Annotated in this window: 12 protein-coding genes and 2 pseudogenes; 7 read left to right on the plus strand and 7 right to left on the minus strand. The window is 69.5% G+C overall.

The features are described 5' to 3' along the window. Positions 1-491: 491 nt before the first annotated feature. The 4 genes from DC008_RS00950 to DC008_RS00965 form a co-directional block, all read right to left on the minus strand. Positions 492-1,769, minus strand: a complete 1,278-nt coding sequence (locus DC008_RS00950) for an MFS transporter (protein ID WP_108705244.1) — start codon at positions 1,767-1,769, stop codon at positions 492-494. 291 nt (positions 1,770-2,060) lie between these two features. Beyond that, the gene (locus DC008_RS00955) at positions 2,061-2,546 is read right to left on the minus strand and encodes a lipocalin-like domain-containing protein (RefSeq protein ID WP_108705245.1); all 486 of its coding nucleotides are present in this window, start codon (positions 2,544-2,546) and stop codon (positions 2,061-2,063) included. A 67-nt stretch (positions 2,547-2,613) separates the two neighbouring features. Next, complete coding sequence (locus DC008_RS00960) at positions 2,614-4,188, minus strand: aldehyde dehydrogenase (NADP(+)) (protein ID WP_108705246.1); 1,575 nt, start codon at positions 4,186-4,188, stop codon at positions 2,614-2,616. Between the two features lie 14 nt (positions 4,189-4,202). After that, on the minus strand, positions 4,203-4,832 hold the full coding sequence (locus DC008_RS00965) for a cysteine hydrolase family protein (protein WP_108710503.1): 630 nt from the start codon (positions 4,830-4,832) through the stop codon (positions 4,203-4,205). Between the two features lie 174 nt (positions 4,833-5,006). Here DC008_RS00965 and DC008_RS00970 point away from each other — a divergent pair, with 174 nt between their 5' ends. The 5 genes from DC008_RS00970 to DC008_RS00995 all read left to right on the plus strand — a co-directional run bounded on the left by DC008_RS00970 (position 5,007) and on the right by DC008_RS00995 (position 10,201). Continuing rightward, on the plus strand, positions 5,007-5,597 hold the full coding sequence (locus tag DC008_RS00970) for a TetR/AcrR family transcriptional regulator (protein ID WP_108705247.1): 591 nt from the start codon (positions 5,007-5,009) through the stop codon (positions 5,595-5,597). Between the two features lie 829 nt (positions 5,598-6,426). Beyond that, positions 6,427-6,987: an NADPH-dependent FMN reductase gene (locus tag DC008_RS00980; protein WP_055620001.1), complete on the plus strand. Its 561-nt coding sequence runs from the start codon at positions 6,427-6,429 to the stop codon at positions 6,985-6,987. 372 nt (positions 6,988-7,359) lie between these two features. Further along, positions 7,360-7,728 carry a DoxX family protein gene (locus DC008_RS00985; protein WP_164492243.1) on the plus strand — a complete coding sequence of 123 codons (369 nt, stop codon included), beginning with the start codon at positions 7,360-7,362 and terminating at the stop codon, positions 7,726-7,728. Between the two features lie 443 nt (positions 7,729-8,171). Then, entirely contained in the window at positions 8,172-8,936 is a 765-nt protein-coding gene (locus tag DC008_RS00990; RefSeq protein ID WP_108705250.1) for an SDR family NAD(P)-dependent oxidoreductase, read from the plus strand. Positions 8,937-9,088: 152 nt separating this feature from the next. After that, complete coding sequence (locus tag DC008_RS00995) at positions 9,089-10,201, plus strand: NAD(P)/FAD-dependent oxidoreductase (RefSeq protein ID WP_108705251.1); 1,113 nt, start codon at positions 9,089-9,091, stop codon at positions 10,199-10,201. A 168-nt stretch (positions 10,202-10,369) separates the two neighbouring features. On the opposite strand, the pseudogene DC008_RS35795 reads toward DC008_RS00995, so the two are convergent. Further along, positions 10,370-10,522 (minus strand): annotated as a pseudogene (locus DC008_RS35795) (sugar kinase); the annotation flags it as partial. Between DC008_RS35795 and DC008_RS36545 the strand changes: the two are divergent. Next, a pseudogene (locus DC008_RS36545) lies at positions 10,522-10,963 on the plus strand (glycogen debranching N-terminal domain-containing protein); the annotation flags it as partial. The pseudogenes DC008_RS35795 and DC008_RS36545 sit on opposite strands and share 1 nt — an antisense overlap. A 293-nt stretch (positions 10,964-11,256) precedes the next feature. On the opposite strand, the gene DC008_RS01010 reads toward DC008_RS36545, so the two are convergent. Together DC008_RS01010 and secY are read right to left on the minus strand one after the other, a co-directional pair. Further along, complete coding sequence (locus tag DC008_RS01010; RefSeq protein ID WP_108705252.1) at positions 11,257-11,913, minus strand: mycothiol-dependent nitroreductase Rv2466c family protein; 657 nt, start codon at positions 11,911-11,913, stop codon at positions 11,257-11,259. 96 nt (positions 11,914-12,009) lie between these two features. Next, the gene (secY, locus tag DC008_RS01015) at positions 12,010-13,317 is read right to left on the minus strand and encodes a preprotein translocase subunit SecY (protein ID WP_108705253.1); all 1,308 of its coding nucleotides are present in this window, start codon (positions 13,315-13,317) and stop codon (positions 12,010-12,012) included. A 406-nt stretch (positions 13,318-13,723) separates the two neighbouring features. On the opposite strand from secY, the gene DC008_RS01020 reads away from it, so the two are divergent. Then, the gene (locus tag DC008_RS01020) at positions 13,724-14,341 is read left to right on the plus strand and encodes a TetR/AcrR family transcriptional regulator (RefSeq protein WP_108705254.1); all 618 of its coding nucleotides are present in this window, start codon (positions 13,724-13,726) and stop codon (positions 14,339-14,341) included. Positions 14,342-14,725: the final 384 nt, after the last annotated feature.

The raw sequence follows: 14,725 nt of genomic DNA on the forward strand, positions 1-14,725 counted from the left end.
CGACTGACGCGTGAATAATCGTCAGCACTTACTTGCTCCTGAAACTATCTGTTTCATCAAGTGACGCGCCGTCATCCAAGAGGAACATGATTGCCAAGTCAAGGGGATGAGAATCCAGCAACCCCCGCCGACCCAAGTCGTCCCACTCCACCCCCTGTCACGGCCAGGGTCACATCACAGCACCCGGCAATAGGCAAGAAAAACATTTACTTGACATAGCAATAATCGGGAAAAGGATCGGCCCCGTCGACCAGCGCGAGCGCCACGGGCCGGATCGTTGAGCCCTGCGCCGCCGCCTGCCCCCGGCTGTCGAGCGCAGGGTCCTCGCTTAGGGCTGTCCCGTCATTCCCGGTGGATCAGCGCGCGGCGTCAGATGCGGGGCATCGCAAGGCGGCGGGCCGTCCGCATACCGGATGTATGCGGACGGCCCGACAACACGGCGAGGTGCGGTAGTCGGCGTCGCGCGCCCGCCGGGAATGACGGGACAGCCCTTACCGCCGGCCGGCGGCAAGCCGGACGCTGTCGGCCGGCGCGTGCCTGGCGTCCGCCGGCGCGACGGTCCCACCGGCGGGCCCGCGGCCGGCGCGCGCGCTGTGCCAGGCCAGTACGGCCGCCGCGAGCGCCAGGAAGCCCAGACCGGTCCCCACCACACCCGCCCATCCGAACGCCGAGAAGGACAGTGCGGCGATCGCGGAGCCGGTGGCACCGCCCGCGAACACCGAGAAGATGTAGACGGTGTTGAGACGCGCCCTCAGGGCGGGCCCTGCGGCGAAGATGCGGGCCTGGTTGGCGATCTGACCGCTCGTCGTGGCGTAGCCGAGGAGGTTGCAGCCGACGGCCAGGGCGATCAGCGACCGGCCGGCGACCCCGAACAGCACGAAGGCGAGCGCCGCCGACGTGAGCGCCATGACGTTGACCGTGAGCGGCCCGAAACGGTCGGTCAGCCGTCCCGAGTACCGGGCGGCCAGCGCGCCCGGAACGCTGAAGAGGCCGAACAGCCCGATCACCGCGGGCCCCAGCGCGATCGGGGGCGCGGTCAGGTGGAAGGCCAGCGACGACCAGAAGGCGGAGAAGGCCGCGAAGACGGTACCTCCCAGCGCGGCGGAGACACGCAGGGAGGCGTTCCGGACGATCAGCCGGGGCAGGGAGGCAAGCAGACGGCCGTAGCTCACCTTCTCCCGGTCCGGTGCCGGGGTGTCGGCCGGCATGTAGCGCGGGAGCACCAGGAGCAGGGCGCCGGTGGCCACGGCGGCGACCACGAACCCGGCTCGCCAGGTCCCGGTGGCCTCGGCGATGAGACCGGCGGCGGTCCGGGAGAGCAGGGCACCCAGGGTCAGCCCCGTCCCCACGGCCGCCAGGACGCGGCCCGCGTTGCCGGCCGAGGCCAAGGACACGACGGTCGGCATGATGACCTGCGGCAGCACCGTGCCGGCGGAGAGCACGAGAGCGGCCGCGCCGAGGAGGGCGACCGAGGGAGCGAAGGCGCCCGCGAGGAGGCCGACGGTGGTGATCGCCAGCAGCAGGGAGGACAGCCGGCGAAGTCGTGCGCCGTCGGCGAGCGGTACGACGGTGACGATGCCCAGCGCGTAGCCGATCTGCCCCAGGGTAGCCACCAGCCCGGCGGTGGAGGCCGAGGTGTGGAAGGTGTGGGCGATCTCGTCCAGGAGTGGCTGGGTGAAGTAGATGTTGGAGACGGTGATCGCGGTCGCCGTGGCGAAGACCGGTATGGTCCCTCGTTTGACGCCTGGGCGGGTCGCTGCGCTGGTCATGGGGTCCTCCGGTGCACGGTTTCACGGGTGGGAGCGGGACGCCGGAGCGTCGGCGGGGTGTGCGGGCGGGCCCCGCCATGGGCCGCTCCCGGCAGCGTTCGGCCGTCGGGAGCGGAGGGCGGCTGCGGCCGTGCGCCGTACCGGGCGGCGTCCCGCACGTCGCGGTTCGTCGGGCCTGAGCGACTGGGGGTTCGTCGGGCCCGACCGACTGGAGCTGCCGACCCGTCGTGCGGCGCGAGCGCGCGGGAGGGCGGGAGGACGGGGAGGAGTCGTGTGCTCGGGCTCCGCTTGTCAGACCAGCCTGTGCCAGGTGAGTTCCGCCGTACGCTCGGCACCCCACATGCGGGTGGGCGTGGTGAGGCCGAGTCGCAGGAAGGAACCGGCGAACTCGACGCTGCGCACATGCTTACGCCCGATCCAGTTCGGAAAGAGGCTGGTGGTGACGTGGTGCTCCACGGTGTGCGGATCGACCACCTCGAACGGGCCGCCGTAGGCGACGTAACCGGTGGCCGCCCGGGCCAGCTCGTCGGCTGCCGCGTCCTCCGGACGCGCCGCGGCCAGGTGCGGCCGGTCGCCGCGGCCCAGCTGAGCGGACATGTATCCCTCGGGGGTGTAGAGGATCAGGCCGTACGGCGAGCGTCCCAGCGGGTGGACGACCTCCCCGTCGGCGGTGGTGGCGGTGTACGCGACGAGTTGCCACGCGCCCAGCAGCCTCATGCGGACCGCCTCGCGGGCCCTGCTGTCGTCGCGTTCTGCGACCGGGTCTGTGGGGGTCATGAGTGCTCCTCTTCGAATGGGAAAGGGTCCGCGGGACCGTCCGGCGGGCGGACGGTCCACGGATGCGCTACCGGGTGAGCTCACCGTCGACGAGACGCCAGACGTTGAGGGGGTTGGCCTCGCGCAGCACCTGCGGCAGCAGCTCGTCCGGGAAGTTCTGGTAGGTGACCGGACGGACGAACCGCTCGATCGCGCCCATGCCGACCGAGGTGAAGCGGCTGTCGGAGGTGGCGGGGAAGGGGCCGCCGTGGGTGGACGCGTACGACACCTCCTGAGGGATGGAGAAGGCGTTGAAGACGATCCGCCCGGTACGGCGTTCCAGTACCGGCAGAAGCTGTTCGGTGGTCGTGCGGTCGGCGGCCTCGGCGTGCAGGGTGGCCGAGAGCTGGCCGCGGAAGGCGCGTGCCGCTTCTAGCAGTTGCTCCGTGCTGGACACCTTGACCAGCAGGAGTGTGGGGCCGAAGACCTCCTCACGCAGGGTGGGTTCGGCCAGCAGCTGCTCACCGGTGACCTCGAGCAGCAGGGCCTGTCCGTACGCCCCGCCGTCCGGGGCGCCTCCCTCACCGAGCCGGACGGCGCCGTTGTCCTGGTGGCGCCGGGCGTTGCGGGTGTAGGCGTCGTGGATGCCGGGGGTGAGCATGGGCCGTGCGTCCCACTTCTCGACCTCGGTGACGGCCGCTTCGCGCAGTTCGGCGTAGCCGGGCCCTTCCACGGCGAGCAGGACGGCGGGCTTGAGGCAGGCCTGCCCGACGTTGTACATGCCGCGCTGCACGAGGCCGGTACCGATCTCGGCGCCACGGGCGGCCAGGGCGGCGGGCAGGACGAAGGTCGGGTTGACGCTGGTCATCTCGGTGAAGACCGGGATGGGATCGGGGCGCTGCTGAGCGCGGCGGTACAGGGCCATGCCGCCGGCCTCGGAACCGGTGAAGGTGACGGCCTTGACCAGCGGGTGGTCCACCAGGGCTTCGCCGATCTCGTTGCCGGGGCCGCGCACCAGGGAGAAGACGCCGGGGTGCAGACCCGATTCGGCGACCGCCTCCTGGATGATGCGGCCCTCGATCTCGGAGGCCCCGGGGTGCGCGTTGTGGGCCTTGAGGACGACGGGGCAGCCGGCAGCCAGGGCTGACGCGGTGTCACCGCCCGCCACGGAGTAGGAGATCGGGAAGTTGCTGGCGCCGAAGATCGCCACAGGGCCGAGGGCCACCTTCTGCAACCGATGGTCCAGACGTGGGGTGGGCTGCCGGTCCGGCTGCGCGGGGTCGATGGCCGCCTGGAGGAAGCGGCCCTGGCGTACGACGGCGGCGAACTTGCGGAACACGCCGGCGGTGCGGACGGCCTCTCCCTCGAACTGGGCTGTGGGCAGCCCGGTTTCCAGGGAGGTCCGCTCGGCCAGTTCATCCTTGGCCGCTTCCAGCTTGTCGGCGATGAGTTCGAGGAACAGCGCCCGTTCCTCGAGCCCGGTGCGGCTGTAGCTGTCGTACGCCTCGTCGGCCAGGGACAGGGCACGGTCGACCTCGGCCGGCCCGCCGAAGGCGAACTCGGGCTCGATGAACTCGCCGGTGGCCGGGTTGAACGCCTTCATGCTTCCCGCGGTGGCGGGCACCTGGCCTCCACCGATCAGGAGTTTTCCGGTCAGTGTCATGGGTGTGCTCCCTGTCATGCGTGTGCTCCCTCGAACGCTGCGATGAGCTCGTCGGTGGTGGTGATGGCGTGGGCGTAGGTGGGCCCGTTCAGCACGTGCGCGGCGTGGACCATCTCCGGCAGGAACGCCGCGGTGGCGTCGCGTACGAGCGTCACGTGGTAGCCGAGCTCCATGGCGAAGCGGCCGGTGGACTCGATGCAGGTGTTCGCCAGCAGGCCGACGAGCACCACGTGGGTGATGCCGTGCTGCTTGAGCCGGAAGTCGAGGTCCGTGTTGGCGAATCCGCTCTGCGCCCAGTGCTCGGCGACGACGATCTCGCCGGGCTGCGGCTGGAAGTCCGGGTGGAACTCTCCGCCCCAGGTGCCGCGGGCGAAGCTGTGCCGCTCCATGATGCCGAGCTGGGTGGGATTGGGGTGGGCCCACGTCTCGTAGTCGCCCTCCTCCCACCGGCGGTGCGGGACGAAGATCACCTGCGTGCCGGTGTCGCGGGCGGCACCGATGACGGACCGCAGATTTTCGAGCAGGTTCACCTGCTCCGCCATGGGTCTCAGGCGCGGCCAGATCTTCCCTCCCTCGGACAGGAAGTCGTTGAACGGGTCGACCAGCAGCACGGCCGTGTGCCGTGGGTCATAGGTCCGGGGCATCGGGTCCACTCCAATCTGGATGACGTCCATCATCCGGATTGAGGATTATTGCCATCATCCTGAATGTCAAGCGAGGCCCGCTTCCATCCCGCCTTCGCGAGCGCAGGTGTATGATGTGCGTCATCCAGTTGTGCAGTGTCCGCACTGCGCCGCCCCACGAAAGGCAGGCTCGTCATGGGTCACTCGCAGGCGGAGAAGGCGGCCACCCGCGAGCGGGTGCTGAGGGTCGCGTCGCGCAGAATCCGTACCGACGGCGTCAATCGCCCCGGCGTGGCGGAGCTCATGCAGGAGGCCGGCCTGACCCATGGCGGCTTCTACAAGCACTTCAGCTCCCGGGACGACCTGATCGCCCAGGCCGCGGCCTTCGCACTGTCGGAGGGGACCGTGAAGATGGAACGGTCCGCCCGCAAGAACACGGAGGACCCCCGAGCTGGCCTCATCGACGCCTACCTCGCGAAGCAGCACCGGGACGGCCCCGCCACCGGGTGCGCCCTGGTCACCCTGGGCGCCGCCGCCGGACGCGGCGACCAGGAGATCAAGCAGGCGTACGAGAAGCAGGTCCGCACGTATCTCGACCTGATCGCGGGCCTGGACGACGGCTCCGAGAACGCACGGGCAGAGGCCATGCTCACGCTCAGCGCGCTGGTAGGCGCCGTACTCATGTCCCGGGCCGTGGCCGACAAGGACTTCTCGGACGACCTGCTGCAGACCGTGACCGAGCAGCTGACGGGCCGTGCCCCGGACGAGGCACCCACCGACGCCTGACACCCTCGGCGCAACCCGGGCGCGGCGACGCCGACGACCCGCCCCTGCGGCCGGACGGCCGTGGCAGCACCGGCGACGCGGCCGCACCGCCCCCTTGTCCGACCCCGAGACGCCGTCAGCGACGAGGCACCCTCCCGTGAGGCTCCCCAGGGGCCGATTCCCCCTGCTGCCGTTCCCGCCTCCCCTCTTGCCGCCGGACAGTTCCTGCCACGCCTCCTTCTGCCGTCCCGCCGCCGGACCCCCTCGGGTGGCCGCTTCGACTCCCCCACTCCCTCACGCACCATCTCCTGCCGCTGACCATGGAGGTCCTGCGGCTGGATCCGATGGCGGAGGGTCATATGGACGAGGGTGATCTGCCGGCCGCCCTACCGACCAGGAGTCCGGACATCTGGAGCACGTCACCCGAGCTCGGGTGTGGGCTTCGTCTGATCGTCTCGGATCTGAGCGATCCGAGCGATCTGCCGCCGGATCTCGAGTTTGAGGGGAAGCGGTTCCTGACTCTGTAACACGCCGGCGGCGCCGCCCTACGGGCGCCAGGGACCACGAGACCAGTCCTGTCCGGGGATTTCTGCGGTCCAGCCAGCCGGGCGGCCGACGCAACCCTGATCACCCCGGATCTTCCCGCCGGCCACCCCTCGAGCCCACCCTCGCCGGCGGCAGCAATGGCTCCGCCAACGCCCACTGGGTGTCCGGCAGGTCCGGTGCGGACACCCGCCCCCGACAGCAGCCGCGTTCCAAGCTTTGCTTGACGAAGCAATTTCTTCGATGTTTACTTGCTTCAGCAACTACATCTCGGATTTCTCGGGGTGGCCTTAGTGAAGGGTTCAGCATGACCAAGATCGGAATCATCCTCGGCAGCACCCGCCCCGGCCGCAACGGCGAGGCCGTGGCGCGCTGGGTGCTCGACATCGCGTCGAAGCGCACGGACGCGGAGTTCGAGCTGATCGACCTCCTCGACTACAAGCTTCCGCACCTGGACGAGCAGCTTCCGCCCTCGATGGGCCAGTACTCCCAGCCGCACACCCAGGAGTGGGCGCGCAAGATCGCCGGCTTCGACGGCTTCATCTTCGTGACGCCGGAGTACAACCACTCGACGTCCGGTGTGCTCAAGAACGCCATCGACTACCTCTACGCCGAGTGGAACAACAAGGCGGCCGGGTTCGTCAGCTACGGCGCCATGGGCGGCGCCCGCGCGGTCGAGCACCTTCGCCTGATCGCCGGCGAGCTGCAGATGGCCGACGTCCGCGCCCAGGTCGGCCTGTCGCTGTTCCACGACTTCGAGAACTTCAGCGTCCTCAAGCCGGGCGAGTTCCAGGTCGAGGCCCTGAACGCCACCCTGGACCAGGTCGTGGCCTGGAGCCGGGCGCTGGCGCCGCTGCGCGCCGCGTAACGGATTCCCGTTGTCCGCGCACGCGAAGGCGCGGACACGCGGGACCCGTTTCCCGCTCGCATCGGGGGCCGGGAGGGCCGTCCCGCCGTACGGCCCTCCCGCGGCGTGAGGCGGGGCGCACGGAACACGGCTGCTCCCAGAGCCGTCGAGGCCACGCAAGGCGCGCCGGGCCATTGGCCGTCGGGCCGCGGACCGCGTTCCGCCGACCACCCTTTCACGGTGATGCGGTGCGGTACCCGTCCCGGTCGCCGCGCGCCCCTCGGGCTCATCCCGCTGACATGTTCCGGCCCTTTCCGACGTGTTTCGTCGGCAGATTCCACCGGCCCGCGAAGGCCCCCTCCCCTTACCACCTCATCTCCGACAGGGATCATCGTGTACATCGCCGCTGTCATCCTCAGCGTTCTCCTCGCCCTCCTCTCTCTTGCCGCGGGCGCGCCGAAGGCGCAACTCAAGGGCAGCGTGCCGGAAGGGCTCGTGGCCAAGGGTCTCGGCTCCGGTCTGGTCCGCTTCATCGGCCTGGCCGAGGTGGCCGCAGCGGTCGGCCTCGTCGTGGGCATCTGGTGGCAGCCTCTGGGCATCGCCGCCGCCGTCGGTATGGCCGTTCTGATGATCGGCGCGGTCAGATACCACGCGAAGTGGGGAGACTACGCGGACAGCGAGGCGCGCGGTGCCGCGACGGCACCCATTCTCTTCACTCTTGTCGCGGTGGCGACGGCCATCACCCTGGCCGCCTCACAGTAACCCTCGATGTCATGCACCTGCCATGGCACCCCTCCCCCGGGGACGCTCGAACGCGCCCGGCCAGCGGACGTACGCCTTGACGCGTGCGTCCGCTTTCCTATGAGCCGGACGAAATTCGCGGCGCGAGTTCGCTCGAATTCGGCATGCCGACAGCCCGGACGAAACGCCTCGGGCCCTCAGGCATTCCGCCAGGAATCGTTTGACGGCTCGCCCCTCCACGCTATAATTGCAACGTCAAGCAAATATCGTCGGTCGTGGCTCGCCCACCCCGGACGACATGCGGACATCACCCGACGCCACGAGCCGGCGTCAGCGGCCACCACACCGCGACATCCCGTCGCGCCGGTGCTGCCATGGATCTACGGCCTGACGCCCGAGCGCGTTAGACGGCAGCCCTCGGACAGCCGGCAGCTCGGTGCCCTTCAAGGACAAGGAGAGTTCCCATGGGGATACTCGATGGCAAGGTCATTCTCATCACCGGCACCGGCGGGGGCATGGGCCGCGTCGCCGCACTCGTCTTCGCCAGGGAGGGAGCGAAGATCGTCGGCTGCGACATCCAGGTGGAGGGCAACGAAGAGACCGTCGACATGGTGCGCCGCTCCGGCGGCGACATGACCGGCATCGCCCCCGTCGACCTCACCGACCCCGACCAGGTGCACCGCCTGGCCGACGAAGCGGCCGCCGCCTACGGCGGACTCGACGCCGTCTACAACAACGCCGCGATGCAGCGCTTCGGAGCGATGCCCGACTTCTCCGTCGAGGACTGGCGCGCCACCGAGGCCGGCGAACTCGACATCCCCTTCTTCGTCTCCAAGTACACCTGGCCCCACCTCGTGCGGCGCGGCGGCGGTGTCATCATCAACGTCGCCTCCGAAGCGGGCCTCATCGCCGGCTCGACGCCTCCGATGGTCGCCCACACCGCCGCCAACGCGGGCGTCATCGGAATGACCCGCCAACTCGCCCTGGAAGGCGCCCCGCACAACATCCGCGCAGTCGCCATCAGCCCAGGCCCCGTCCTCACCCCCGCCAGCGACCGCGATCTCGGCGACAACCAGGCGGCACGCGACGCCATCACCAGCAAGACCCTCCTCAAGCGCTTCGCGCGGCCGGAGGAGATCGTCGAGCTCGCCGCGTTCCTCGCGTCCGACCGCGCAAGCTTCATCACCGGAGCCAACTACCCCGTCGACGGAGGGGCCAGCGCCTGGTGACGCACGCCCACCGACGCACTCACGCCCGCGCCTCAGCCTCACCCACCGAGCACGAAGGCGCGGGCCCGGCTGGGATCGAACCCCTCAGGCCCGAGACACCCCCGGACGACTCACCTCCACCCACTTCCCATGCCGAAGGAAACGCGCTCATCATGACCACGAACACCCGGCACGTCGTCATCGTCGGCGGGGGCTATGCCGGGGTTCGCCTGGCGCGCGAGCTGGACAAGGACGCCGACGTCACCTTGATCGACCTCAAGGAGGCGTTCTTCCACCGCGTCGCCTCACTGCGCGCGAGCGCCGACGCGGACTGGACCTACGCCCCGTTCATTCCGTACGACTCCCTCCTGGCCCACGGCCGCGTCGTGAGGAACAAGGCCGTACGCATCGACACGGAAGAGCGCCGGGTCGTGCTCGCCACCGGGCACCGTGTGCCGTACGACGTACTGGTCATCGCGACCGGAGCCGACTACGAGGAGCCCGCACGCTTCACCGGCAGCACCGTCGAGGAGGCGGCGGCGTCATTCCGCGGCCACCAGCGGCGCATCGCCGAGGCCCGGAGCCTGCTGGTGGTCGGAGGAGGTCCCTCCGGTGTGGAACTGGCAGCGGAACTGCGACTGGCCAACGCGAGGGCCACGGTCACCCTCGCCCACTCCGGCCGCAGACTGCTCTCACGCTTCGGCACCGGGCGCATGGGCCGCCACGCACGCTCCTGGCTGGAACGGCACGACGTAAGGGTCCTCCTCGACACCTTCGTGTCGTCCGCCGGCGGCGCCGGCACGGGGCTGCGGGACCAGGCGGGCCACCCCCTCGGCGCCGACGTGGTCTTCTGGACGACGGGCACCACCCCCAACACACTGTGGCTCCGGCTGGCGGGACGGGGCGACTGGCTCGACGAACGCGGCCACGTCAAGGTGGACGAACATCTGCGCGTCGTGGGCCGGCGGGACGTCTTCGCCATCGGCGACGTCAACAACGTGTCGGAGGCGAAGCTCAGCCCTTCGGCCGTCGCGCAGGGAGAGGCGACGGCCCACAACATCCGCGCGCACCTCGACCACGGCAAGCACGGGAACACGCCGCGCCCGTACAAGCCGGCGCCGGTCCGCGTCTTCTCCGTGCCCTTCGGGCCCGACGCCGGCACCACTCTGGTACCGGCTCTCGGCCGCGACGTCCTCGTCCTGGGCGACAGGGCCACGTCCGTGCTGAAGAGCAGGCATCTCGCGATACCCATCATGGAGAAACTCCTGGGCCGCCCCAAGACGTGACGGTCGGCCTGCGGATGCGCTCCCTGGGGTTCTCTCAGACGAAAAGGGGCGGCGGGACCAGGGTGGGGTTCGGTCGTCACGGGTGCTTCCTTCTTGGTTTCGGTGGGTGGGCGGTGACGGGGTCAGCCGACCCGAGGCGGTCGTCGGCGTGCTCCGCGGAGTAAAGACGCCCACAGGTCCCGCACGATCGCCGAGGTGCGGGGAGACGATGCTGAGGTCGGCGGTGGTGCGGGGCATGGCCCGCCGGTAGAGGACCTCGCGCACCCCGGTGGCGAAGGGGGTGCCCGCGAGCTCTCCGGCGATCATGAGGACGCCCGGGTTCGTACTTCCTGCTGCCGCACCGCCCCGCGACGGCGGCCGCCGTTCTGAGCGCCCTCGCCGCCACTCAGGGAGAGCGACACGACGCCTTCAGCGGCGAGCAGCCCGGACACATCGTTCACGAGACCCGGCACGGTGAACTCGCCCACTGCCGGCAGGTTCCCTGCGGCCGGCCGGTCCTACGGCCCGTCGACGCCACCCCGCTCCTCGTCCTGCTCCACGCCCACCACGAGACGACAGGCGACCCGGCGCTCGCGAAGCGCCTGGAGACGCACGCACGGCGTGCCGTCGACTGGATGCTCACCGACGGCGGCCTGGAGCAGCACGGCTACCTCGTCCACAACCGCGATCCCAACGAACTGGTCAACCAGAACCGGAAGGACTCCGCCGCACCATCTGCTTGGCGACGGCACCCAGGCCCACGGCCTCATCGCCGTCATCGAGCCCGGGGCTACCCGAGGTACTCGCGGGCTACGACCGCTCGGCCACCGCGGGGCCGGTCCCGTACCCCCACTCCTGCTCACCGCAGGCCTGGGCAGGGGCCACCCCGCTGGCGCTGGGGACCGCACTCGACCGGTCATGAGCGTATCCGCCGGAACCCGGATGTCCCGGCCCGCGATCGCCCGGCCCCCATCCCACCGAGTACCTCAACACTCGAAGGCAGGGGACCCGGGCCGTCCGGGTCGCGCCCGCCTCGTCCTCGACCGGGCGGGCCGCGACGTGGACCGACGCAGGCGTCAGCCGAAGTCCGGGCCGCTGGTGCGCGTCCGCTTGATCTCGTAGAAGCCCGGCGCCGAGGCCACGGCGAGCACGCCGTCCCACAGCCGGGCCGCCTCCTCGCCCTTGGGCGTGGGATTCACCACGGGCCCGAAGAACGCGACCGGCTCACTCTGCGCCCCGGGGCCGGGTACGGCGATGACCGGGCTGCCCACGTCCTCACCGACCAGGGAGATGCCCCTGCGATGGGAGGCCCGCAGCTCACTGTCGTAGCGGTCCGTGTCACCGGCGTCGGCCAGGTCCACGGGAAGTCCGACCTCCCGCAGGGCGGCTTCCAGCGTCGCCCTGTTCTTGGGCTGCTGCTCCAGGTGGTAGCGGTCGCCGAGAGCGGTGTAGAGAGGTTCGAGCACCTCGGGGCCGTGGCTGAGGCTCGCGGCGACGAGAACCCGCACCGGCGCCCACGCCTCGCCCATCAGTACCCGTATGCGCTCGGGCAGTTCGTCCAGGCGGTTCTCGTTCAGGACGGACAGGCTCATCACGTGCCAGGACACCTCGAGGGGACGGCTCTTGGCCACCTCCAGCATCCAGCGGGATGTCAGCCAGGTCCACGGGCACACGGGGTCGAACCAGAAGTCCACGGTGGTGGGCGACTCGGTTGTGGTCGATGCAGCGTTCACGAGACTCTCCAAGGGCCGTTCCGGTGCGTCGCCGTCCGGCAGGAGGCGCGGTCGGCTACCTGGATGGTCTCACACATAGACGACCGGTCGGCTGGCTCAGTGCAGGAAACCCTCGTAGCGGTGCTGCTCGACCTGGCTGCTGATCTGCTTCACGGTCTCCAGCCCGACGCTCACGATGATCAGGATGCTGGTGCCCGTGAGCTGGTTGGAGCTGCCGAAGTTGCCCAGCGCCACCGTCGGGACCAGGGCGATGAGCCCCAGATAGATCGATCCGGGCCACGTGAGCCGATTGAGGACGTACCCCAGGTACTGGGCGGTGGCCCGACCGGCACGGATTCCCGGCACGAATCCTCCGGCCTTTTTGATGTTGTCGGACACCTCTTCCGGATTGAAGGTGATCGACACGTAGAAGAACGCGAAGAACACAACCAGAAGGAAGTAGGCCACCACGTAGTACGGGTGGTTCCCCTTGGTGAAGTTGTTCGTGACCCACGTCGCCCATCCTGAGCCCGATCCCACGAACTGCGCGATCAGGGCGGGAATGTAGAGAAGCGAAGAAGCGAAGATGACCGGAACCACACCGGCCTGGTTGATCTTCAGTGGAATGTACGTGGCCGTACCCCCGTACGATCTGCGGCCGACCATCCGCTTCGCGTATTGGACCGGAATGCGGCGCTGCGCCTGCTCCACGAACACGACCAGGCCCACCATGGCGAACCCGACCAGCAGAACGACACCGAAGGCCAGCCATCCGTCAGCGATCGTGCTTTCCCGCTTCACCGCCCAGATCGCCCCCGGGAGCGTGGAGGCGATGGAGATGAAGATGAGCATGGACATCCCGTTGCCCACCCCGCGCTCGGTGATCAGCTCTCCGAGCCACATGACACATGCCGTACCGGACGTGATCGTGATGACCATGACCACGGTGACGAAGACGGAGTCGTCCGGCACGATGCCCGAGGCTTCCGGGCAGTTGGGGAACAGTGCGCCGTTGCGCGCGGTCGCGACGAGGCCCGTCCCCTGCAGGACGGCGAGCGCCACGGTGAGATAGCGGGTGTACTGCGTGATTTTCGCCTGTCCTGACGCCCCCTCCTTCTTCAGCGCTTCCAGCCTCGGAATCACAACGGTGAGCAACTGGAGAATGATGCTGGCCGTGATGTACGGAAGGATCCCCAGAGCGAAAACCGTGATCTGCAGGAGAGCTCCGCCACTGAAGAGGTTGACCAGCCCGAGAATTCCCTCGCCTTCCGATACAGAGTCCACGCACCTTTGGACCGTCCGGTAGTCCACGCCCGGAATAGGCACATGTGAGCCGATCCTGTACAGCACGATGATGCCCAGGGTGAAGAGCAGTTTCTTGCGCAGGTCGGGCGTCTTGAAAACGTGGCTCAACGCGTTCAGCACGGTGCTTCCTCTACAGCGGTGCCAGGCAGGGCGGATTCAAGGGGCTACGGCCGCGTGCGGCACGGACGATCACTATGTGCGGGCACTCGCCGGCGGAACGGCACATGGGGCCGGGCGCCGGCCCACGGCATGCGAAGCGCGTGCGGCACGGTCCCGTCACGGCGGCCCGCTGAGGCGCCCGCCGACAGCGTGTCCGGCTCGGCACCGAAGGGCACCGGCCGCGGCCCGGCATCCGCCGTAGCGGTCACGCCGCGCGGCCGACCGTGGAAGTTCATACGTCCGAACGTACGGACCATGGTCCAGCCAGTACGACTACACGCCGGTCAGGTCCCCCGGAACGCGCAAGGGCACAGGGTCCCCGCCCCGGCCCCCCACCCGTGTAGCCGATCGGTCGTATACTCGACGTATGGGGCGAACGAGCGATGCCAGGAACAAGATTCTCACCGCTGCTCGGTCACTGCTCGAGCGGCGGGGCTACTCGGCGCTGGGCGTGGCCGAGATCTGCAAGACGGCCGAGGTGCCCAAGGGCAGCTTCTACTACTTCTTCGAGTCCAAGGAAGCCCTCGCCCTCACCGTCATCGACGAGCAGTGGGCGGCGGAGAAGCGGGACTGGGAGGGCGTCCTGGGCGGCGACGCCGAGCCCCTGGAGCGGCTGAGGCAGCTCTTCGAGGCCACCGAGAACCGCCAGCGGAACGGCCAGGAGAGCTGCGGAGTGGTCTCCGGCTGCATGTTCGGCAACCTCACCCTGGAGATGAGCAACCAGACGGACGCCGTACGCGAACGCCTCCAGCAGATCTTCGAAGCGCAGGTGGACATGGTCGAGGCGACCATCGTCGAGGCCAAGGAGCGGGGTGAGATCGCGGTGGCCGAACCGCGCGAAGCCGCTCGATCCGTCGTCGCACAGCTCGAAGGCCAGGTGCTCTTCGCCAAGCTCTACAACAACACCTCGCAGCTCAGCAGCCTGTGGCCCAACTGCCTCGCCCTGCTGCGCGCCGACGAACCCCAGGTGGCCGAACTCGCCTGAGTCGCGTCACTGCCGGGGGCGGGCACGTCGGACGCTCCGGAGCCGCGCCCGCCCAGCAGTGGCGTGATCACCTTTCCGAGCGGGACCCTCGCGCCGAGTGCGTATCCGCGCGGGCCGGTTCTCCATCACGTGTCCGCGTGAGGCGTGGGCCCGGGCAGGACGTCCGAACCGTGCCGGGCAGGCGGACGTGGCGCAGGCGGGGAAGAGGCGTTCTGCCGTCCGAGCGCTTCATGAGTTCTCCCATCGGTACGTCACCCGGATGTGCGCGCCGGCCATGGCCGGCGCGCACACATCGCATGATCAAGAAAAACCTGTGAGGGAGACGCCGCATTCCGCCCTGCGGGCGGTGCCGATGTGAGACGTCTCACCGGCCCCCGAACCGGC

The organism is Streptomyces nigra (assembly GCF_003074055.1).
Taxonomy (GTDB): domain Bacteria; phylum Actinomycetota; class Actinomycetes; order Streptomycetales; family Streptomycetaceae; genus Streptomyces; species Streptomyces nigra.